Below are 19,618 nucleotides of genomic sequence, written 5' to 3' on the forward strand. Positions count from 1 at the left end.
GTTCTAGCTGAGCCATTCCAGGATGAGCGCGGCGACCCTGTCCGGAGCCTCAACCTGTGGGTAGTGGCCGATTTGCGGCAGCAGGTATGCGTGCGCTTCGGGTACGCATTCCACCCACCGGTTGAAGGCGTGCTCGCCCGACACCGGATCCTTCGCACCGTTAATCAGGCCGACCCGTTTCTCGGCATTTTCCAGCGCCGTGATCCAGCGCGTTTTATGTTCCTGCCTGTCGCCGATGTAATGAAGCAGCTTGTGGAAAATGCGGTTGCCGTCCTGCTCCGCGATCAGAGACCAGAATTCGTCCAGTTCCTGTTCGCTGGGTTTGGTGTCGGGGCCGAACACAGCTGAGAAGCTTTTTCCGAAACCTTCGCGTTTCAGCAATCTGCTGACCAGAAAGCCAAGCGGCGATACGCCCAGCTTCTGGATCGGGCGGGCGCGGTGCTGGTCGGGGAATATCCCGCCATTCAGGAAGACCATGCGGCCAAGTCCCTCTGCGCCGGATTGCTCCTGCTGGCGTGCGAGCATCTCCTGCCCGACCGATACGCCGTAATCATGCACCACTGCATCGAATTGATCGACACCGATATGCTTGAGCAGGGCCAGCTGCATGTCGGTCTGGCGGTGGATTGAATAGCCGGATTGCGGCTTGTCCGAGAGGCCAAAGCCGATCATGTCGGCGGCGATCAGCATATGGCTGCGTGATAGCCGGTCCCACACCGGTGCCCAGTCCCATGAAGCGGTGGGAAAGCCGTGCACCATTAGCAGCGGCTTGCCTTTGCCCGCAGTCCAATAGGCGATCTTCAGCCCTTCAAACTCGAAATGCTTCGCGCTTTGGCGCCATTGATCGATAGACAGAGTGATTGTTGCCTCCAGTGTGACAGCGCAATCCCCCATTGCTTGCTTCCGTCTAACACGAATGCTGCTAGAGGGGCAGCGTAGAATTTCGATTTAGGAGAATAGGTTTGGGTTATCGGGTGGCAGTCGTCGGTGCGACAGGCAATGTCGGACGCGAAATGATGGCAATCCTTGCAGAGCGCGAATTTCCGATTGATGAAATCGCAGCTGTTGCCAGCTCACGCTCGCACGGGACCGAGGTGGAATTCGGCGACACCGGCAAGATGCTCAAATGCAAGAATATCGAGCATTTCGACTGGTCCGGCTGGGATATCGCCCTGTTTTCCGCAGGCAGCGGCCCGGCCAAGGAATACGCCCCGAAAGCGGCGGCAGCAGGCTGCGTGGTGATCGACAATTCGTCGCTCTACCGGATGGACCCGGACGTTCCGCTGATCGTGCCTGAGGTGAACCCCGATGCGATCGATGGTTACACCAAGCGGAACATCATCGCGAACCCCAACTGCTCGACCGCGCAGCTGGTTGTCGCGCTCAAACCGCTGCACGATGCCGCCACCATCAAGCGCGTCGTCGTATCGACGTATCAGTCTGTTTCCGGTGCAGGCAAGGCCGGCATGGACGAGCTGTTCCAGCAGAGCCGCGCGATTTTCGTCGGTGACCCGCTGATGCCGGAAACGTTCACCAAGCAAATCGCCTTCAACGTCATTCCGCACATCGATGTGTTCATGGATGACGGCTCGACCAAGGAAGAGTGGAAAATGATGGTCGAGACGAAGAAGATCCTCGACCCCAAGATCAAGCTGAACGCCACTTGCGTCCGCGTGCCCGTATTCGTCGGTCATTCGGAAGCGGTGAATATCGAGTTTGAGAACGAAATTTCTGCCACGGAAGCACAGGATATCCTGCGCGAGGCGCCGGGCATCATGCTGATCGATAAGCGCGAAGACGGCGGGTATGTAACCCCGGTGGAAAGCGCGGGCGACGGTGCGACCTATATCAGCCGCGTGCGCGAAGACCCGACGGTCGAGAACGGTCTGGTACTCTGGTGCGTATCCGACAACCTTCGCAAGGGTGCGGCGCTGAACGCGGTCCAGATTGCCGAATTGCTGGGCCGGCGGCACCTGAAGAAAGGGTAGGCCATTGCGGCTCACCTTCGGAGTTCTTGCAGCGTTTGTCTTGTCTGGTTGCGGAGACCAGCGCGACGAACGCCTGCATAATCAGCCCGAGCCGAAAAGTGAGCGGGTGCAGGCGGTCGATATAGAACAGGAAACCTTTGTTCTGTCCGGCGACGGACTAGCCGCGGCATGGAGCACATCCGGCCTCCCTTTCGGTGCGGCAAGGACCGAGGTGGATGCCCTGCTTAGGCCCGTGCTCGGGTCCAGCCTTTCAAACTCGACCAATTCGGAATGCGGCGCTGGGCCCATAGCGAGCGCAAGCTATCCCGGCGGTTTGACCGTCAACTACCAGGAAGACAGGCTCGTTGGCTGGTTCCTTGCAGATGCTGAACAGGCCGGCCCGCTGCGGGTGGCAAGCAAGTTTGGAACCGAAAACACCGTGAGCGACCTCAGGTCCGGGCTGGACGGGTTCGAGATGGTCGACGGCAGCACTTTGGGGAATGAGTTCACTTCAGACATGGGCATCGGCGGTTTTCTGGACGAAAACGCGGTCGACATCGATGCATTCTATGCCGGGACCAATTGCTTCTTCCGCTGAACAGCGCAAAAAGGGAGGCATGACCTTACAAGCCCAGCTCTATTTCTCGTTCCGCTCGCCCTACAGTTATCTGGCGATTGGCCGTTACCGTGCTTTGGCCGACATGTTCGATGTCGAAATCGATTTGCGGCCTGTATATCCGCTGGCCGTGCGCCAGCCCGATTTCTTCGAACGCAACCATCCCAACTGGCTGGGCTATACCATGCGTGACATGATCCGCGTGGCGCAATTCCACGGCATTCCATTCGGCCCGCCGAAACCCGATCCTATCGTGCAAGACATGAAAACCCGCACGATTGCGGAAGATCAGCCGCATATCTACCGCATCACCCGTATGGGCCAGGCCGCCGCGCGAGAGGGTAAGGGGCTTGTGTTCGCAGACGAAGTGGCCCGCTTGATCTGGGGCGGGGCAGAAGGCTGGAACAAAGGCGATCATCTGAAAAACGCCGCTGAGAAGTCGGGTCTCGACTGGGATGCGCTGACCCGGACAGTTAAAGAGGATGCCGAGGCTCTGGATGCGGAAATCGCCGCCAACCAAGAAGCCCTCGAAGCCTCAGGCCATTGGGGTGTCCCCACGCTGGTATTCGATGGGGAGCCGTTCTTTGGGCAGGACCGGATCGAGATGGTCCTGTGGCGCATGAACGAAAAAGGGCTTGCCGAACGATGAAAGGCGGACTGACCGGCGGGTGCAATTGCGGCGCTGTGAATGAAAGTTACAAGCTTGAACTTGCGGCCCATTTCCGGGTTCGCAGCAAGCAACCGTGGCTGCAATTGCCCGAGGAAATTGCGCAAATGGAAACCCAGCCTGAAGACGCGGCTGGATGGACTGAATCTTTGGGAGGTCCGATTTGACCGCTGCTCTGTCTACCCGGGTAAACGCCTTCGACGGCACCCAGCTTGCCGTGCACCGTATGGCCCCGGAAACAGGCGGGGGCAGGCCAGTCGTCTTGTTGCACGGTCTGTTCTCAAATGCAGACATGAACTGGATCAGGTTCGGCCACGCGCAAAAGCTGGTCGATGCCGGGTTCGAGGCAATCATGCCCGATTTGCGCGCTCACGGGATGAGCGGTGCGGCGCATGATCCGGCAAGTTATCCGGAAGACGTATTGGCCAGGGATGTTCACACTTTGGTCGAGGCTCTGGAACTGGAGGATTACGATCTTGTCGGATTTTCTCTCGGCGCGCGAACATCGGCGCGGGCAGTGATTTCGGGACTTGAGCCGCGCAGACTGGTCTTGTCAGGCATGGGGCTAGAAGGGCTTTCCGGCTGGAACAACAGAGCTGCCTTCTTCATCGATGCAATCGACCGTTTCGACGAGGTAAAGCGCGGCGATCCTGCATTCATGGCGGTCAGTTTTATGAAAACCATGAAGGTGGACCGGGTTGCGGCGCGTCTGCTCTTGCAATCGGTGGCCGATACCTCGTCGGACGAGCTGGCCAAATTGGCCATGCCGACCATGGTTTTGTGCGGGGACAAGGACAATGACAATGGTTCAGCCACGCGCCTGACAGAGGTTCTGCCCGATGCACGTTATGTCGAAATTCCGGGTACCCACATGAGCAGCGTCACTGAAGGCGCGCTTGGCGATGCGCTGGTCGATTTTCTGACATGAAACATTCCAAGCTGCGCGCCGCATTCCTAACGCTATGGGGACTTGGTCTGGTTCTGTTTGGTGTCACGATAATTCTGGGGCTGCCGCTGGCGGTTTCAGCCGTTCCCGGCGGGATACTGGATCATCAGGCGGCAGGAACCGCCGCTGAAGTGGACCGAATTCAGCACGAATGGCGGCTGGCAGCATTGTGGAACCGTGCAGCGCTGGCGATGATGTCCGATCTGGTGTTCATTGGTATTTACGGCATCGGCAGCGTTCTTGGCGGGCTCTATTTCTTCCGATCCGGGCGCGGCGCAGTTCGGTGGATTGGCGGGGCAGTGCTGCTTGCGGGGGGAATATTCCTTGCAACCGACTACATTGAAACGATCAGCCAGTTTTCACAGCTTATGCGGTTTGAAGGCGATGATGCGAAAGCCGCGCTTGCAGCAACTGTTCGTCCCGTAAAGGTTGCCGCGTGGATTGCCACGTTTGCTGGCATCCTTGCGGCCCTTGCAATTCGTCGATTTCAGCGCCGAGCCAGTTGATTAAACCTCGCGGCAGGTTCACAATCGTCTCAACTGAAACCGGTTTGAGAATTGGGGACTTTTGACATCATGAAATTCGCATCCGTCGCGCTATCCGCGCTCGCTATCTCGCTCGCCACTCCCGCCATGGCAGATCACCATGCCGAAGCACCCGAGATGGCTGAGCAGACTGCCTTTCCGATGACGCCCGAAGGGGCGGCCGAGTTCGTGGCAATGGCCGAAAGCGATATGTTTGATTACATCGTCGAAGCGAGCAAGATTTACTGGATCAACGCCACCTATATCACGCAAGATACCGATGCGCTGGCTGCTGCCTCCGGTGCAGAAGGCACCGAAATGTCAGTCAAATATGCGCTGGAAGCTGCGAAATACGCGACCATCGACGGGCTCGATGCAGAAGTTTCACGCAAGCTCGACATGCTTCGCAACGGCATTGTCCTGCCAGCACCGACGACAGAGGGCGCTGCGGTTGAACTCAACGAAATCGCGACCCGGCTCAACAGCCAGTACGGCAAGGGCAAGGGTACGCTGAACGGCGAGGAAATCAACGGTTCCGACATTGAAGCCGAAATGGGCAATGTCGAGCGGACACCAGAAGAGCTCGCCGAAATGTGGGGCAGCTGGCACACCAATGTCGGCGCGCCGATGAAAGACGATTACGCCCGCATGGTCGAGATCGCCAATGAAGGCGCGGCGGAGCTGGGCTTTAGCGATGTCGGCGCAATGTGGCGATCAGGCTATGATATGCCGCCGCAGGAATTCTCCGCCGATCTGGAACGCATGTGGCAGGAGGTTAAGCCGCTTTACCTCTCGCTTCACACCTATGTCCGTAACAAGCTGAACCAGCATCACGGCGATGCTGTGCAGCCTGCGACCGGCCCGATCCGTGCCGATCTGCTGGGCAATATGTGGGCGCAGGAATGGGGCAATATCTATCCGCTAGTCGCGCCGGAGGGTGCCGGCGATGTCGGCTACGACCTGACCGATCTCATCGAGAAAAAGGGCTACAGCGAAGTCGACATGGTCAAAGTGGGCGAGCAATTCTTCAGCTCGCTCGGCTTCGAACCGCTGCCTGATACCTTCTACGAACGCAGCCAGTTCACCAAACCGCAGGACCGCGAAGTCGTGTGCCATGCAAGCGCGTGGGATCTCGACAACAAGGACGACATCCGGATCAAGATGTGCATCAAGAAGAATGCCGATGACTTCATCACGATCCATCACGAACTGGGCCACAATTATTACCAGCGCGCCTACAAGGAACAGGACTTCCTGCATCTGAACGGCGCAAATGATGGCTTCCACGAAGCTATCGGTGACATGATCGCACTGTCGATCACTCCGGAATATCTCGTGCAGATCGATATGCTCGACCGGGAAGACGTGCCTGGCGCCGACAAGGATATCGGTCTCCTGCTGCGTCAGGCGATGGACAAGATTGCATTCCTGCCGTTCGGCCTGCTGGTCGACAAATGGCGCTGGGGTGTGTTCGATGGTTCAATCGCGCCGGAGCAGTACAACGAGGCATGGCACGGCCTGAAAGAAGAATATCAGGGCATCACTCCGCCGGTCGACCGGCCTGCGGATGCGTTCGATGCCGGCGCCAAATATCACATCCCCGGCAACACGCCTTACACACGCTATTTCCTCGCCCGCATTCTGCAATTCCAGTTCTACAAGGCAGCCTGCGATCAGGCCGGATGGGAAGGGCCGCTGCACCGCTGTTCGTTCTATGGCAACGAGGAAGTCGGCAAAAACCTGAACGCGATGCTCGAAATGGGCGCTAGCAAGCCTTGGCCTGATGCGCTGGAAGCCTTCACCGGCGAAAGGCAGATGAGCGGCAAGGCGCTGGTCGAATATTTCGCGCCGCTGCAGGCATGGCTCGACGAACAAAACGAAGGCCAGCCTACCGGATGGTAAGGCGACCCTTGCGGGATGCGGGGGCAGGGCGCTGCATTGCGGCAGCCCTGCCAGCCGTGCTGCTGAGCGCGTGCGCCCCGGCGACGCTTGTACCTGCGCATGATGCGAATGCTTCGCGCGATACGCTGTATGTGACCAATAAGCGCGGCAACGATTTGTCGGTCATCGATCTGGAAAGCGGCAAGGAAATGCGCCGGGTGGAAACCTGCGCCAATCCGCATGAGTTGGCGCTATCTCCCGATGGCGTTCACCTTGCTGTCGCCTGCTATGCAGGTACCCGCGTCGATATTCTTGCCACTGCCGGTCTTGAAAAAGCTGCGAGCATCGAATTGGGCGAAAATGCGCGTCCCCACGGGATCGTCTGGCATGACAATGGCGATATCTACGTCACCGCAGAAGGCCGCAAGTCGATCTTCCGGGTGAAAGGCCCGGTCGACCCGAAGCCGGAAACGTTCGAATTTTCTACCGGCAAGGACGGCAGCCACATGCTCGCCGTATCGCCCGATGCGCGTCATGCATGGACGATGGATTTGGGCAGCGGCACGATCACGCTGGTCGACCTGATCACGCGCCGCGCGCCGCGCAGTGCCATGGTTGGGGTAGAACCGGAAGGGATCGATCTGTCGACCGATGGAACGGTCCTGTGGGTTTCAGCGAGAGGCTCAGACACGGCGCTTGAGCTGGAGCCGATGACGCTGAACGTGCGCCGCGAAATCAATGTAGGGCGTTTCCCATTGCGGCTTGCGATACGGCCCCAGGGCGATGTCGCCGTCACTTCGAACCTGGCCGACGGCTCGCTGACTGTGATCGACGTCGCAACGGGCGAGCCTGTCCGTACGATTGCCGTTTCAAGCCCGGAGGAGGCGCAAACCCGGTTTCAGGTCACGATCCTGTGGTCGGATGATGGACAGCGCGTTTACGTCGCTGAAACCGGTACAGATACCGTGGCTGAAATCGACTATGCTTCAGGCACCTTGCTCAGGCGCATCAAGGTAGGCGACGGCGGGGACGGTTTGGCGATCCTGTCTGCGGGGGCACATGGCGCAGATTGATCCGAAAAAAGCCGTGGTCGGCTGGCGTGAAATGGTTTCATTGCCGGACCTTTCAGGCCATCGGATACCGGCAAAGATCGACACCGGCGCACGCACGTCCAGCTTGCACGCAACCGACATCGAACGCTTTGACCGCGACGGACACCGCTGGATCCGCTTCCAGCTGGACGTAGGCGGTGGGCAAAGCGAGGCGGTTACCGTAGAGGTACCGCATGCGGACCGGCGCACCGTGACCAGTTCCAATGGCGAGGCGCAGGAACGCTATGTCATCAAGACGGACCTGCAGATCGGGTCCGAACGGTTTGCGGCCGAATTCAGCCTTGCTGATCGCAGCGACATGAAATTCCCGATCCTGATTGGCAGAACCGCGCTGCGCCGCCGGTTCCTCGTCAATTCAGGCAGAAGTTACCTCCAGTCCAGCGCGGAAGAGCGCCAAAGGATTCTCAAATGAAAATTGCAATGCTCGCTCGCAACCCGAACCTTTATTCGCACAAGCGGCTGGTCGAGGCGGCCGAGGAACGCGGGCACACGCTCGACATCCTCAACACCACGCGCTGCACCGTCAACATTGCCAGCCACCGTCCGACTGTCATGTACAAGGGTGAAACGCTGGGCAAATATGATGCGGTTATCCCGCGTATCGGTGCGTCCATCACGGCATACGGTCTGGCGGTTCTGCGCCAGTTCGAGATGGGCGGAGTGTGGCCGCTCAATGAAAGCGTTGCCATCGGGCGGAGCCGCGACAAATTGCGCAGCACGCAGATCATGGCAAAATACGGTCTGGGTTTGCCGCTGACAGCCTATGCCAATGATCCCAAGCAGGCTGAGCAGATTATCAAGGCGGTCAACGGCCCGCCGGTTGTGATCAAACTGCTCGAAGGTACACAGGGCATCGGCGTGGTGCTGGCCGAAACGCTGAAGGGCGGGGCGTCCATTATCGAGGCATTCCGCGGCGCGAATATCGCCATCATGGTGCAGGAATTCATCAAGGAAGCGGGCGGATCGGACATTCGCTGTCTGGTCGTGGGCGGCAAGGTTGTCGCCGCTATGAAGCGGCAGGGCGCAGAGGGCGAGTTTCGCAGCAACCTCCACCGCGGCGGCAGCGCGCAATTGATCAAGATCACGCCGGAAGAACGCAGCACCGCTGTGCGCGCGGCGAAGGTAATGGGCCTGAACGTGTGCGGCGTCGATCTGCTGCGCAGCAATCATGGCCCGGTGATCATGGAAGTAAACTCCTCACCCGGCCTGGAAGGCATCGAAAACGCGACCGGCAAGGATATTGCTGGTCAGATTATCGAATTTATCGAGGGCAATGCGAAGGCGGGTAAGACCAAGACGAAGGGTAAGGGGTGAGGTTTTACCTTTTTCTTTCAGCGGTAATTGTCTCCGCAATTCCTTTTGCAGCGCAGGCGAATGCGGGTTCTGATCGCGCCAGCTGGCTTCAGCTAGTGTACGAGAGATCATCGGTGAGTTCCGATGGCGGCTCAAACAGCAGCTCCAGCGGCCAGCAGTCTTTGATCGAAACAGTCATGCGGAACACTGATGACGGTGTTGTGCTCCGGTATGATTTGCCGCGCGATGAGGCGGGAAATACCAGAACAAGATTTTGGTATTTTCCGGCGGATGTTCTGGAAAGGCCTGACGGATCGCTCGAGTTGCTTGATGTCGACAGCGTCAAATCCCGAATCGACCAGTGGTTGACGCAACGGAACATTCCGCGAGAAGCATGCGGCCTTTGGCCCCACGGTGGCGGGTTCCCTTATCGGGTCGATTGTGATCCGGATTCGATATTGGACCAGATTGAAGCATTCGACCTGCGTATGCCACGTCTGGAAGCCGGTGCTGAATTTTCACACCCTATGGCGAGCTCTCCCGGCATATTGGAGCGATTGGCTGCGGCGCGAACAGGTTACTTTGTAGCTCTGTCGATTGATCAGCAGAAAGCCCGCGCGGAAGAAGCAAATAATGCCTTGATCCTTGCCCAAATGCTCGACGAAGATCTATCGCGCGAGCAAGCAGAAAGTGACGCTGCACAGACCGATTTCCAGGGTTCGATCCGGATGGAGTTTGATCTGGAACCTACAGGGTCGGTCATAAAGATGTCGATGCGCACGAATGCTGTCGTCACAAATCCTGACGGGACTCGCGAAACGAAGACATCGTTGGTGACGGTTGAGCGCCACGATGTGGAAGCCGCCAAGGCACAGTTTGGGTATTAGTTTGAGATCTACCTAAACGGCGGTTCGTTAAACGCGCGCAATTTCCGTGAGTGCAGGCGGTTGCCTTCTTCGCGCAGAAGGTTGCAGGCGGTCACGCCGATCTGGAGGTGGGCGCTGATCGCTTCCTCGTAGAACTTGTTGGCTTGGCCCGGCAACTTGATCTCGCCGTGCAGCGGCTTGTCCGAAACGCATAGCAGCGTGCCGTAGGGAACGCGGAAGCGGTAACCCTGCGCGGCGATGGTGGCGCTTTCCATGTCGATGCCGACAGCGCGGCTGAGCGACAGCCGCTTTGCGCTGGTGGTGTAGCGCAGTTCCCAATTGCGGTCGTCCGTGGTGACGATGGTGCCTGTGCGCATCCGCTTTTTCAGGTCCGCGCCGTGTTCGCCGCTGACCTGCTCTGCCGCGCCGGCCAGCGCCTGCTGAACCTCTGCAATTGCGGGCAGGGGAATTTCGGGCGGAAGTACCGGGTCAAGCACGTGATCGTCACGCAGATAGGCGTGGGCCAGTACGTAATCGCCGATCTTCTGCGTGGGCCGCAGGCCGCCGCAGTGGCCGATCATCAGCCATGCCTCTGGCCTCAGGACCGCGAGGTGATCGCAGATGGTTTTTGCGTTGGATGGGCCGACGCCGATATTGACCAGCGTGATACCGCTGCGGCCTTCACCTACCAGGTGGTAAGCAGGCATCTGGTGCTTGCGCCATGCCGTATCCGACAGCTGGCTAGCGGCGTTCTGCGTGGCTTCTTCCAGATACAGGCCCCCGGCACCGGCCAGCGCCGTATAGCCGTTTTTGCCCAGCTGTTTGCCGGCCCAGTCAACGAATTCATCGACATAGCGGTGATAGTTGGTGAACAGGATAAAACGCTGGAAGTGGTCGGTTGCGGTGCCCGTGTAATGCGCGAGGCGCGCCAGCGAGAAATCGGTCCGCAGCCCGTCGAACAGTGACAGCGGGATAGTTCCGCCGCTTTCGTCGATCTCGATCCCGTCGGCCAGTTCATCGCCGATGTCGGCCAGTTCTGTCGAGGGGAAATGGCGGGCGATTTCCTGCGGGCTGATCCCGGCCAGCTGCGCCGCGACATCGCCGTCGAGCACATAGGGAAACGGAATTTCCTGCTTGGAAGGGCGTGCCTCCAGCTCGATGTCGTAATCGCTGCCGATCAGTTCCAGTTGCTCGCGCAGATAGCCGGCAAACATCGCCGGGCGCGTCACAGTGGTTGAATAGGTGCCCGGCGCGTTGAGGCGGCCGAATGCGCGGCTGCGGTCTTCGGGCTGATCGCCGCCCATGAAGCGCATGACCAGTTCTGGATAGGAATAGCTTCCGTCCTTGCGGCGTTCCTTCGAGGGCAGCGAGCCATCGCGCCCAAAGGCCATCACGTCAGCGCGCAGACGCGCGACGGAGGCGGCATAAAGTCGTTCGAGTTCGGATAGGATAGTTTCAACTGTTTTCATCGCTGGGAGATAGCTCCTTCTGTTCTGTTTTTCAAAGCCAGCCGGATTTTACCCTGCTGTTACAAAAAAGGCGCGGGTCCCGAAGGAGCCGCGCCTCTTTGTTGTCTTGCCAAAGGCAGGAAGATCAGTCTTCGGACTTTTCTTCTTCGACTGCTTCTTCCTCGGCTCCGGCTTCAACGCCTTCGTCGAGCATGTCGGCAGGGATTTCGCCCGGCTCAAGGCTCGGGTCACGGTTGCTGGCATTTGCTGCAGCCGCTTCCTCGATTTCCTTCTGCTCGTCTTCGAACATCTGGGCCAGAACGTCGACGCCCTGGCTCTGCAGTTCGGCTTCGTCGTCACTGCGGGCAACGTTTGCCTTCACGATGACTTCGACTTCCGGGTGCAGACGCACGATCACGTCGAACATGCCGATCGTCTTGATCGGCGCGCTGAGGATGATCTGCTTTTTGTCAACGTTGTGGCCCTTTTCGGCCAGACCGTTGAAGATGTCGCGAACCGATACCGAACCGTACAGCTGGCCGGAGTTCGACGATGCGCGGATCAGAACGATCTCGGTGCCGTCGACTTCGGTGCCGGCTTTCTCGGCTTCGGTACGCTTCTCGGCGTTTTCTTTTTCAAGACGCTCACGGTTTGCTTCGAAGACCTTCTTGTTGGCTTCGTTAGCACGGAGGGCCTTCTTGTTCGGCAGCAGGAAGTTGCGTGCATAGCCGTCTTTGACGGTTACGACGTCACCAATGGTGCCGAGCTTCTCGATGCGTTCGAGGAGAATGATATCCATGTTCTTTCTCCCTTACTTCACGATGTACGGAAGCAGGCCGATGTGGCGTGAACGCTTGATCGCCTTGGCGAGTTCGCGCTGCTTCTTTGCAGAGACTGCGGTGATACGGCTAGGGACGATCTTGCCACGCTCGGACATGAAGCCCTGCAGCAGACGTACGTCTTTATAGTCGATCTTCGGGGCATTCTTACCCGAGAACGGGCAAGATTTGCGGCGGCGGAAAAACGGGCGTGCCATCAGTTGCGCTCCTCACGATCGGACCGGCGCTTCTTGTCGCGGTCGTTCTTGCGCATCATTACGGACGGGCCTTCTTCATGCTCGTCGACCTTGATGGTCATGTAACGAATGACGTCTTCGTTGATACGGGTCTGACGCTCGAGTTCGGCAACAACGGAGCCGGGGCCCTCGATGTTGAGCATTACGAAATGCGCCTTGCGGTTACGGTCGATCTTGTAGGCAAGATTCTTCAGGCCCCAAGTTTCGGTCTTGGTGACTTTACCGTCATTAGCTTCGATAATCTCGGTGGCCGTAGCGGCCAAAGCGTCGACTTGAGACTGGCTCAGATCCTGACGCGCGAGAAAGATATGCTCATACAGAGCCATCTTCGCTTCCTTCACAATGTAATGCCGATCGCTGGCTGATCCGCACCATTGCGGGGCCCCTCCGGCTTTCTTCAACACCGCCACTTTCGCAGCGGATGGGCGCACATAGCCGGACTGGTCCGAAAAGCAAGTCCGAAAGCGCGACGAACACCGCGCGGACACATTCTGGCGGGTAGCAAAAGCGCCGATCAATCCCGGGCCCAGGGCCAGAACTGGCTCCGGAAATGGTTAACAAAATCAGCGCAGCATGTCCGATCAATACAATAGGTATTCCTACGAATCGGGCAGAGGGGAATTGTTCAAGGGTTCTACGACGGGATTTCACAGGCAATGACGTTCAGGATTGTCGCATTCGACAGGGACGGAATCGGTGCTGCCGGCACTGCATATCTGATGCACAAGCTTGACCCGGAAGGGCAGCTGGTTGGTGCAGCAGATATGTTTGCCGGCAATGCGATGGGCGCGATCACTGCGCTGGCCCTCGCAAATGGTGTCGAAATCGCCGAGATCATGAAGTTCTATCGCCAGAATGCCGAGGCCATGTTCGGTAACATTGCGGAGAACGCGAAATATTGTCACCAGCATATGATCGCCGAACTTGGAAAACTGTTCGGTGCAGCGCGCTTGTCCGAAATGCCGCGCTCCGGTGCAAAACTGATGGTCAGTGTCGAGCGCCAATCCGACCCTGAGTCGAACCAGTGGGCTACGATCGAGATAGGCAATGGCCGTCATGACCGGTTCGGCGAAATGTTGCTGAGCGATCTGGCTGCTGCGGCATGCAGTGCGCAGGGCTATTTCGAACCCCACATTCTCCAGCCGATGGATCACCCTGCGCGTGGGCGTTTCCGGACCTCGCAATCGTCGGAATGCAATCCGTCCGCTGCCGCGATGTGCTATGCCGAGGAACATTTCGGTATAAGTCAGGACGAATTCGAAGTGCTGTCGATCGGGCTAGAGAACGAGGGGCGGGCACAGAACGATAGTCAATCCGGAGAAGGAGAGCGTAGCTGGGCCTGGCCGTTCTCACGCATCACCCGCTCGATGTTCCGTAAGGCAGGCCTCCACACAGTTGACAGCAATTGCCGAGTTTCTGCCCTGGGCGAAAAATATGTCCGGCTTCAGGCGCAGGCGTCAAAGCCATGTGGGTTTGATGATTGGCAGGAACTTTCGGCAGTATTCGACGCCATCGATAAGTATTGCAGCACGGAAGAATTCAGCCGCGCGCGCCGCCGTTTGCGCGCAAGCTGGTTGCCGGCAAAATCAGCAATTCCTGTCCCACGACGGAGCCTGCATCAAGAATTCCGCTAAGATAAGCGGGTGGCGAAGCAGGGAACTGCCTAGCTTGCCGGGACCAAATCGGCTTTAAGCCGTTCTTCGATAAACTGGATTCGGAGAACAATGTGCCCGGCGGACTGGTAGCCCTTCTAGACGACGTTTCAATTATCGCCCGGACGGCGGCTGCTTCCATCGATGATATCGGCGTTGCTGCAAGCAAGGCCGGGACCAAGGCCGCCGGTGTCGTGATCGACGATGCCGCAGTGACCCCGTCCTATGTGACCGGGCTCAGCCCGGCGCGTGAACTGCCGATCATATGGAGCATCACCAAGGGCAGCTTCCGGAACAAGTTGCTGATCCTGCTGCCCGGTGCGCTGTTGCTCAGCGAATTTCTGCCTTGGGCTATCATTCCGATCCTGATGCTGGGCGGCGCCTACTTGTGCTATGAAGGCGCGGAGAAAGTGATCGAAAAACTTGGCGGTGCCAAACATGGCAAGACCGTCGAGGACCCGATCACCGATCCGGTCGCATTCGAAAAGCAGCGAATTGCAGGGGCGATCAGGACAGATCTGATCCTGTCGGCTGAAATCATGGCGATCGCACTGAACGAAATCGATCTGGACGATATTTTTCAGCGCGGTATTGCGCTTGCCGCCGTGGCAATCGCGATCACGATTGTGGTGTACGGCGCAGTCGCACTGATCGTGAAGATGGACGATGTCGGGCTACATCTCGCACAGCGATCCTCAGTCGCGGCGCAAAATATCGGCAAACTGCTCCTTGCGGCGATGCCCAAGCTGCTGATCGCGCTGTCATTCATCGGGACCATTGCGATGCTCTGGGTGGGCGGCGGAATTATCCTGCATGGCCTGAAAGAGCTGGGCATCGAAGGCCCGGAACATGCGGTCGAGCTTGCGCAGCACGCGGTCGAGGGTGCGACCGGCGCATTATCCGGCATTCTCGGCTGGCTGACATTCGCAAGCCTGTCTGCGATTGCCGGGCTGGTGCTCGGAGCAATCCTGGTGTTCATCCTGCACAAGGTGATCAAGATGGGCCATGAAGAGGTTGCTCACTGATGCAGGATTGGCGTCCGACGCTCTATACTTGCCAAGGGTCTCGGGGCCTTCGGGCGACATGGGCGGCGGCAGAGGCGGGGGCGGACCTGGACCTGCACATGTTGCCATTTCCGCCGCGCTTTCAGGCGCCAGAATACCTCGAAATCAACCCGCTGGGCACGATCCCGATGCTGGTTGATGGCGGTAGCAAGATGACGGAAAGCTGCGCAATCGCGCATTACATCGCGGTAAAAAGTGGGGCTGATGCGCTGGTGGTTGGCCCGGACGAGCCGGACTATGCCGAATATCTCGATTTCACTTACCATGCCGATGCCACCATCACGTTCCCGCAGACGGTTTACCTTCGCTTCGCGCGCTTCGAGCAGGGCAAGGGGCTTGAGGAGGCCGGGCACGCATATGCCAAATGGTTCGGTAAACGGTTGGTGAAGGTTGAACAGCGCCTGGAATCGCGCGAATTTCTGTGTGCAGACCGCTTCACCGTTGCCGACATTTGCGTCGGCTATGCACTTTACCTCGCGAACCGGATTGGCCTTGCTGAGTATCTCGGCCCGGGTGTTGTAGACTATCTGACAGCCATGACCCGGCGTAGCGGTTTTCAGAAAGCCTTGGCTCTGGAAGAATCAGCGTCGAAGGATGCCGGAACCGGCCCTGCCATCGGCTAGAGGGCTTTCAGCAGGCTTTCCGCAAATCCGGTCAAGGTATCGTCGCGTGCACCCATAATCACGATCCGGTCGCCCGGCTTGGCGATCGACTGGATCAATTTGGCGCAATCCTCGCGCGTCGGGACATGATCAGCCAGTCGCCCGCCATCCTCGATCATTTCAATGATCCGTTCACTACCGACGCTGCGGTCCACCGTGCCGCCGAAATAGACGGGATCGCACATGATCGTGATATCTTCCGGCCCCAGTTCGGCCACGAAGGTGTCCGCCAGTTCATGCCCCATTTGCCGAAGCGGGCCGTATCCGTGGGGCTGGAAGAACGCGATCACGCGTCCAGGATGGCTTTTCAGCGTCCGCAGCGTTGCCGCGCATTTTTCAGGGTTATGGCCGAAATCGTCGATCACGGTGATACCGGATTCGCTCGTGCCGATGACGTTGAAGCGGCGGGCCAGGCCAGCAAATCCGGCCAAAGCAGTCACAGCTTTGGCAACCGGGACGCCAGCAGCGATTGCCCCGGCAATAGCAGCCAGCGCGTTGGATAGATTGTGCCTGCCGGGCATGTTCAGGACGAGGGGGTGCTCGCTTCCATCATGCCGGTCGATCACGGTCGCCGCCTGGCGCACAGGTCCGTCCGCGATGCTGCCAGGAACGATGCCGATTTGCGCCTTGTCCTGATCGATCCCGAAAGTCAGTGCCTTGATTGCACGCGGCAGTAACGCCAAAGCTTCGGCATTGTCAGCATTGATGACCGCGACCCCGCTGCGGGCGAGGAAATCGCCGAACAGGGCGCGCAGTTCCTCCATGCTTTTGTGATCGAGGCTGACGTTGAGCAGTATGCCAACTGCGGGACGGTAAAGCGCAATCGACCCGTCGCTTTCGTCAACTTCGCTTACAAAAGCGCCGGGCCCGCCGACGATCGCGCTGGCGAATGGACGGTCTTCGCTGACGAAATTCTTCATCACCGCGCCGTTCATGACCGTGGGATCGCCGCCCGTTGCGTGCAGGATCCACCCGAGCATTCCCGTTACGGTGGACTTGCCGCTGGTTCCGGCGATGCCGATCCCCGCACCCGACGTGTTGAACAGGATCGACAGCAATTCCGCGCGTGTCATCCTGAGGCATCCAAGCTCTGCGGCGCGCACCACCTCAGGCACTGTGTCTTCGACCGCGGCGGAAGCGACCAGGATCTGATCGCTGCAGGTAATACCGCTGCCGTCCTGCGGAAACAGAGTGAAACCCTGCTTCTCAAGCGCGGCAAATTTTTCCGGCGAGCGGCCCTGGTCGCGGCTGCGATCAGAGCCCGATACGCTGGCCCCGCGCCCTTTCAGAATTTGCGCCAAGGGCAGCATTCCGGACCCGCCAATGCCGCAAAAAAAGAAAGGACGGTCCAGCAGTTCTTCGTAAGTGGGGAATTCGCTCATGCAGCGTGCGGTATGCAGTTGTGTGACGGCTTGCAAGCTGGCTAGATGCATCAATGATACGAATTGCGATTTGTGCACCGGGCAAACGGCTCGAGCAGGATAGGGCGGACGCTGTGCGCGACCTGCTGGCCAGTGATGACCAGGTAGAACTGGTGTTTCACCGGCAATGCTTTGCACGGCACGGCCATTTCGCAGGTGATGACGCGGCCCGGCTGAATGCTTTTCTGGAATGCGCGAATGATCCGTCTTTTGACGCGGTCTGGTTTGCGATGGGCGGATACGGTGCCAACCGCATTGCTGCGCAGGCAATACCGCAACTGACGCACGCTGCGCATTCGAAGAGCTATCTTGGTTATTCCGACAATGGCTATTTGCTCGCCGCGCTTCACAAGGCTGGAATCGGCCAGAGCGTTCACGCACCTCTGGTTGGCGACATCAGGCGGACCGGCGGGGATCGGGCGATATTGAGGGTCATTGACTGGTTGAAGGGCGGCACAGGCGGGCTGGAACCTTCACTGGACAGCACCCCGGCGGCGGCGTTCAACCTGACGACGCTGGCCATGCTCGTCGGCACGGAATTGATCCCCGATCTAAGCGGCCATGTGGTCATGGTCGAGGAAGTGTCGGAACATCTGTATTCGGTCGACCGCCTGTTTTTTCATATCACGCAGCATCTGCGCGGTATCGCCGGGCTGCGGCTTGGCCGGATATCCGAGGTGCCCGAAAATGACCGCCCATTCGGGGCCAGTCCGGAGGAAATAGCGCGGTATTGGTGCGAAAAGGGCGGTATTCCCTTCCTAGGCAATGCGGAGATCGGCCATGACGCGGACAACACAATCGTGCCCTTCGGACTTGCGAGATCCGCCAACGCCGAATAGGCGCGAGGCACGAACATCGGCGCGCCTTACAATCAATCGGCAGCGCGAAGAGGGGATCTGAATAATGCGAGCTTTTGTATTTCCCGGACAAGGCAGCCAGAAAGTCGGCATGGGCACTGAACTGGCTGCGGCCAGCGCCGCCGCGCGCAGCGTGTTTGAAGAGGTCGACGATGCATTGTCGCAAAATCTCTCCACCATCATGCGTGACGGGCCGGAAGAAGAATTAACTCTGACCGAGAATGCGCAGCCGGCGATCATGGCCAATGCCATCGCCACTCTGCGCGTGCTGGAGCAGGATTTCGGCATTTCGCTGGCTGACAATGCTGGCTGCGTGGCTGGACACTCGCTGGGCGAATACAGTGCGCTTTGTGCCGTCGACGCGTTCTCGCTTGCCGACACAGCGCGGTTGCTCAAACTGCGCGGCAAGGCGATGCAGGCGGCAGTTCCCGTGGGGGTCGGCGCAATGTGCGCACTGCTGGGCGCCGACGTCGAGAAGGCGCAGGCGCTTGCAGATGCAGCCGCTGAGGGTGAGGTATGCGAACTGGCGAACGACAACGACCCGACGCAGGTCGTGCTTTCCGGCCACACTGGCGCGATTGAACGCGCGGTCGGACTGGTGAAAGATCACGGCATCAAGCGCGGCGTTCCGCTGCCCGTCTCCGCGCCGTTCCATTGTTCGTTGATGCAGCCTGCAGCCGATGCCATGGCAGAGGCGCTATCCGAAACGCCGCCACAGGATCTGGCCGTGCCGCTCTATGCCAATGTTACTGCCTCGCTGGTCGATGATCCGGCGCAGGTTCAGGAATTGCTGGTGCAGCAGGTGACCGGGCGGGTGCGCTGGCGCGAGAGCGTGATGGCGATGCGCGCAGCCGGTGCTGAACATTTCGTGGAACTCGGCGGCAAGGTTCTCGGCCCGATGATCGGGCGGATCGACCGTGAAGCCAAAGTCTCCAGCGTCATCACGATGGAAGATATCGAGGCACTTGCCGGAGAACTGTCATGAAATTCGGACTTTCCGCGGCCCTGACGGCCTGCATTGTAGCTCTGCCGGCCACGGCCCATGCGGCCGAAAACCTCGATTGCGCGATTGTCGTCAGCGGCGATGCTGAAGCAGAAAAACTGGACCGCTACGTCGAAGAATTCAGTTCTGAGACCTTTGACGAAGACCTGATGTCGCAAGGCGTAATGGAAGTATTGGCAGGTCAGATCGAAGCATGCGCAGCGGAAAATTCGTGGTCCGAGCAAGCGTCGGAAATGGCGTTCCTGTATTCGATGTCCTTGCTGAACGAACGCGGCATGCGTCAATCCGCACCGATCGCTGCTGACATTCTGCGCCAGATCGACAACGATATTCCCGCATCCGAGAGAGATCGTTTCTGGGCGATTGCACAGACAATCGCCGGGGATATCACTGAACTGGGCGAGGCGGTAATGCCTGACGACGATGACATCGTTTTTCTGGGCGAAATCCTCGAGCGGCTTGACCCCGGCGGCAGCGAGAGCACCGATGAAGATGTTGGCGCGCTGATGACCATGATCATCCTCAAGCGGCAGGCCAAAAACCTGTTTGCAAATTTCTAACTGG

The 19,618-nt window shown here is 58.8% G+C and carries 23 protein-coding genes; 17 read left to right on the plus strand and 6 right to left on the minus strand.

Features of this window, described 5'->3' with window-relative positions; translation table 11 throughout:
• Positions 1-3: 3 nt before the first annotated feature.
• On the minus strand, positions 4-894 hold the full coding sequence (locus PO778_RS03055; RefSeq protein WP_271438555.1) for an alpha/beta fold hydrolase: 891 nt from the start codon (positions 892-894) through the stop codon (positions 4-6).
• Between the two features lie 68 nt (positions 895-962).
• Here PO778_RS03055 and PO778_RS03060 point away from each other — a divergent pair, with 68 nt between their 5' ends.
• From PO778_RS03060 to PO778_RS03110, 11 genes are all read left to right on the plus strand, one after another.
• Positions 963-1,988 (plus strand): aspartate-semialdehyde dehydrogenase, encoded by a 1,026-nt coding sequence (locus tag PO778_RS03060; RefSeq protein WP_160729626.1) that lies wholly within the window; start codon positions 963-965, stop codon positions 1,986-1,988.
• A gap of 40 nt (positions 1,989-2,028) precedes the next feature.
• The gene (locus PO778_RS03065; protein WP_271438556.1) at positions 2,029-2,565 is read left to right on the plus strand and encodes an aspartate-semialdehyde dehydrogenase; all 537 of its coding nucleotides are present in this window, start codon (positions 2,029-2,031) and stop codon (positions 2,563-2,565) included.
• Between the two features lie 19 nt (positions 2,566-2,584).
• Positions 2,585-3,232 carry a 2-hydroxychromene-2-carboxylate isomerase gene (locus PO778_RS03070; RefSeq protein ID WP_271438557.1) on the plus strand — a complete coding sequence of 216 codons (648 nt, stop codon included), beginning with the start codon at positions 2,585-2,587 and terminating at the stop codon, positions 3,230-3,232.
• Positions 3,229-3,417, plus strand: coding sequence for a hypothetical protein (locus tag PO778_RS03075; protein ID WP_271438558.1), 189 nt, complete (start codon positions 3,229-3,231; stop codon positions 3,415-3,417). The genes PO778_RS03070 and PO778_RS03075 overlap by 4 nt, the downstream gene beginning before the upstream one ends.
• On the plus strand, positions 3,414-4,178 hold the full coding sequence (locus PO778_RS03080; protein ID WP_438944375.1) for an alpha/beta fold hydrolase: 765 nt from the start codon (positions 3,414-3,416) through the stop codon (positions 4,176-4,178). The genes PO778_RS03075 and PO778_RS03080 overlap by 4 nt, the downstream gene beginning before the upstream one ends.
• Positions 4,175-4,702: a hypothetical protein gene (locus PO778_RS03085; protein ID WP_271438559.1), complete on the plus strand. Its 528-nt coding sequence runs from the start codon at positions 4,175-4,177 to the stop codon at positions 4,700-4,702. Before PO778_RS03080 ends, PO778_RS03085 begins: the two co-directional genes overlap by 4 nt.
• Before the next feature lie 69 nt (positions 4,703-4,771).
• Positions 4,772-6,622 carry a M2 family metallopeptidase gene (locus PO778_RS03090; RefSeq protein ID WP_271438560.1) on the plus strand — a complete coding sequence of 617 codons (1,851 nt, stop codon included), beginning with the start codon at positions 4,772-4,774 and terminating at the stop codon, positions 6,620-6,622.
• Positions 6,616-7,674 (plus strand): beta-propeller fold lactonase family protein, encoded by a 1,059-nt coding sequence (locus PO778_RS03095; protein ID WP_271438561.1) that lies wholly within the window; start codon positions 6,616-6,618, stop codon positions 7,672-7,674. The genes PO778_RS03090 and PO778_RS03095 overlap by 7 nt, the downstream gene beginning before the upstream one ends.
• On the plus strand, positions 7,661-8,125 hold the full coding sequence (locus PO778_RS03100) for an ATP-dependent zinc protease family protein (protein WP_160729632.1): 465 nt from the start codon (positions 7,661-7,663) through the stop codon (positions 8,123-8,125). Before PO778_RS03095 ends, PO778_RS03100 begins: the two co-directional genes overlap by 14 nt.
• Entirely contained in the window at positions 8,122-9,027 is a 906-nt protein-coding gene (gene rimK, locus PO778_RS03105; RefSeq protein ID WP_160729633.1) for a 30S ribosomal protein S6--L-glutamate ligase, read from the plus strand. The genes PO778_RS03100 and rimK overlap by 4 nt, the downstream gene beginning before the upstream one ends.
• On the plus strand, positions 9,024-9,893 hold the full coding sequence (locus PO778_RS03110; RefSeq protein ID WP_271438562.1) for a hypothetical protein: 870 nt from the start codon (positions 9,024-9,026) through the stop codon (positions 9,891-9,893). Before rimK ends, PO778_RS03110 begins: the two co-directional genes overlap by 4 nt.
• Positions 9,894-9,901: 8 nt before the next feature.
• Here PO778_RS03110 and PO778_RS03115 read toward each other — a convergent pair whose 3' ends face one another.
• The 4 genes from PO778_RS03115 to rpsF all read right to left on the minus strand — a co-directional run bounded on the left by PO778_RS03115 (position 9,902) and on the right by rpsF (position 12,721).
• Complete coding sequence (locus PO778_RS03115; RefSeq protein ID WP_271438563.1) at positions 9,902-11,341, minus strand: AMP nucleosidase; 1,440 nt, start codon at positions 11,339-11,341, stop codon at positions 9,902-9,904.
• A 124-nt stretch (positions 11,342-11,465) separates the two neighbouring features.
• Entirely contained in the window at positions 11,466-12,119 is a 654-nt protein-coding gene (gene rplI / locus PO778_RS03120) for a 50S ribosomal protein L9 (RefSeq protein ID WP_160729636.1), read from the minus strand.
• Between the two features lie 12 nt (positions 12,120-12,131).
• Positions 12,132-12,356, minus strand: a complete 225-nt coding sequence (gene rpsR / locus PO778_RS03125; protein WP_160729637.1) for a 30S ribosomal protein S18 — start codon at positions 12,354-12,356, stop codon at positions 12,132-12,134.
• Positions 12,356-12,721 carry a 30S ribosomal protein S6 gene (gene rpsF, locus PO778_RS03130; protein WP_160729638.1) on the minus strand — a complete coding sequence of 122 codons (366 nt, stop codon included), beginning with the start codon at positions 12,719-12,721 and terminating at the stop codon, positions 12,356-12,358. The genes rpsR and rpsF overlap by 1 nt, the downstream gene beginning before the upstream one ends.
• 330 nt (positions 12,722-13,051) lie before the next feature.
• Between rpsF and PO778_RS03135 the strand changes: the two genes are divergently transcribed.
• The 3 genes from PO778_RS03135 to PO778_RS03145 all read left to right on the plus strand — a co-directional run bounded on the left by PO778_RS03135 (position 13,052) and on the right by PO778_RS03145 (position 15,734).
• A complete protein-coding gene (locus tag PO778_RS03135; protein ID WP_271438564.1) occupies positions 13,052-14,029 on the plus strand; it encodes a patatin-like phospholipase family protein in 978 nt (325 codons plus the stop codon).
• Positions 14,030-14,121: 92 nt separating this feature from the next.
• Complete coding sequence (locus PO778_RS03140; protein WP_271438565.1) at positions 14,122-15,072, plus strand: DUF808 domain-containing protein; 951 nt, start codon at positions 14,122-14,124, stop codon at positions 15,070-15,072.
• Positions 15,072-15,734, plus strand: a complete 663-nt coding sequence (locus PO778_RS03145) for a glutathione S-transferase family protein (RefSeq protein ID WP_271438566.1) — start codon at positions 15,072-15,074, stop codon at positions 15,732-15,734. The genes PO778_RS03140 and PO778_RS03145 overlap by 1 nt, the downstream gene beginning before the upstream one ends.
• Here the strand turns inward: PO778_RS03145 and PO778_RS03150 are convergent.
• Complete coding sequence (locus tag PO778_RS03150) at positions 15,731-17,155, minus strand: glutamate ligase domain-containing protein (RefSeq protein WP_271438567.1); 1,425 nt, start codon at positions 17,153-17,155, stop codon at positions 15,731-15,733. The two genes, PO778_RS03145 and PO778_RS03150, sit on opposite strands and share 4 nt — an antisense overlap.
• A gap of 53 nt (positions 17,156-17,208) precedes the next feature.
• Here PO778_RS03150 and PO778_RS03155 point away from each other — a divergent pair, with 53 nt between their 5' ends.
• The 3 genes from PO778_RS03155 (at position 17,209) to PO778_RS03165 (ending at position 19,614) form a co-directional block, all read left to right on the plus strand.
• The gene (locus PO778_RS03155) at positions 17,209-18,033 is read left to right on the plus strand and encodes an LD-carboxypeptidase (RefSeq protein ID WP_160729643.1); all 825 of its coding nucleotides are present in this window, start codon (positions 17,209-17,211) and stop codon (positions 18,031-18,033) included.
• 64 nt (positions 18,034-18,097) lie between these two features.
• Complete coding sequence (fabD, locus tag PO778_RS03160; RefSeq protein ID WP_271438568.1) at positions 18,098-19,036, plus strand: ACP S-malonyltransferase; 939 nt, start codon at positions 18,098-18,100, stop codon at positions 19,034-19,036.
• Positions 19,033-19,614, plus strand: coding sequence for a hypothetical protein (locus tag PO778_RS03165; RefSeq protein ID WP_271438569.1), 582 nt, complete (start codon positions 19,033-19,035; stop codon positions 19,612-19,614). The genes fabD and PO778_RS03165 overlap by 4 nt, the downstream gene beginning before the upstream one ends.
• The last annotated feature ends 4 nt before the right edge of the window (positions 19,615-19,618 follow it).

It is taken from the genome of Pontixanthobacter luteolus (genome assembly GCF_947494915.1).
Classification (GTDB): domain Bacteria; phylum Pseudomonadota; class Alphaproteobacteria; order Sphingomonadales; family Sphingomonadaceae; genus Pontixanthobacter; species Pontixanthobacter luteolus.

Excerpts from the sequence above, each read along its gene's own strand:
- rimK (WP_160729633.1), top strand. The coding sequence starts at position 8,122 with ATGAAAATTGCAATGCTCGCTCGCAACCCGAACCTTTATTCGCACAAG.
- PO778_RS03100 (WP_160729632.1), top strand. The coding sequence starts at position 7,661 with ATGGCGCAGATTGATCCGAAAAAAGCCGTGGTCGGCTGGCGTGAAATG.
- PO778_RS03150 (WP_271438567.1), bottom strand. The coding sequence starts at position 17,155 with ATGAGCGAATTCCCCACTTACGAAGAACTGCTGGACCGTCCTTTCTTT.
- PO778_RS03135 (WP_271438564.1), top strand. The coding sequence starts at position 13,052 with ATGACGTTCAGGATTGTCGCATTCGACAGGGACGGAATCGGTGCTGCC.
- PO778_RS03085 (WP_271438559.1), top strand. The coding sequence starts at position 4,175 with ATGAAACATTCCAAGCTGCGCGCCGCATTCCTAACGCTATGGGGACTT.
- PO778_RS03095 (WP_271438561.1), top strand. The coding sequence starts at position 6,616 with ATGGTAAGGCGACCCTTGCGGGATGCGGGGGCAGGGCGCTGCATTGCG.
- rpsF (WP_160729638.1), bottom strand. The coding sequence starts at position 12,721 with ATGGCTCTGTATGAGCATATCTTTCTCGCGCGTCAGGATCTGAGCCAG.
- PO778_RS03165 (WP_271438569.1), top strand. The coding sequence starts at position 19,033 with ATGAAATTCGGACTTTCCGCGGCCCTGACGGCCTGCATTGTAGCTCTG.
- PO778_RS03115 (WP_271438563.1), bottom strand. The coding sequence starts at position 11,341 with ATGAAAACAGTTGAAACTATCCTATCCGAACTCGAACGACTTTATGCC.
- PO778_RS03075 (WP_271438558.1), top strand. The coding sequence starts at position 3,229 with ATGAAAGGCGGACTGACCGGCGGGTGCAATTGCGGCGCTGTGAATGAA.
- PO778_RS03055 (WP_271438555.1), bottom strand. The coding sequence starts at position 894 with ATGGGGGATTGCGCTGTCACACTGGAGGCAACAATCACTCTGTCTATC.
- rplI (WP_160729636.1), bottom strand. The coding sequence starts at position 12,119 with ATGGATATCATTCTCCTCGAACGCATCGAGAAGCTCGGCACCATTGGT.
- rpsR (WP_160729637.1), bottom strand. The coding sequence starts at position 12,356 with ATGGCACGCCCGTTTTTCCGCCGCCGCAAATCTTGCCCGTTCTCGGGT.
- PO778_RS03090 (WP_271438560.1), top strand. The coding sequence starts at position 4,772 with ATGAAATTCGCATCCGTCGCGCTATCCGCGCTCGCTATCTCGCTCGCC.
- PO778_RS03155 (WP_160729643.1), top strand. The coding sequence starts at position 17,209 with ATGATACGAATTGCGATTTGTGCACCGGGCAAACGGCTCGAGCAGGAT.
- PO778_RS03070 (WP_271438557.1), top strand. The coding sequence starts at position 2,585 with ATGACCTTACAAGCCCAGCTCTATTTCTCGTTCCGCTCGCCCTACAGT.
- fabD (WP_271438568.1), top strand. The coding sequence starts at position 18,098 with ATGCGAGCTTTTGTATTTCCCGGACAAGGCAGCCAGAAAGTCGGCATG.
- PO778_RS03145 (WP_271438566.1), top strand. The coding sequence starts at position 15,072 with ATGCAGGATTGGCGTCCGACGCTCTATACTTGCCAAGGGTCTCGGGGC.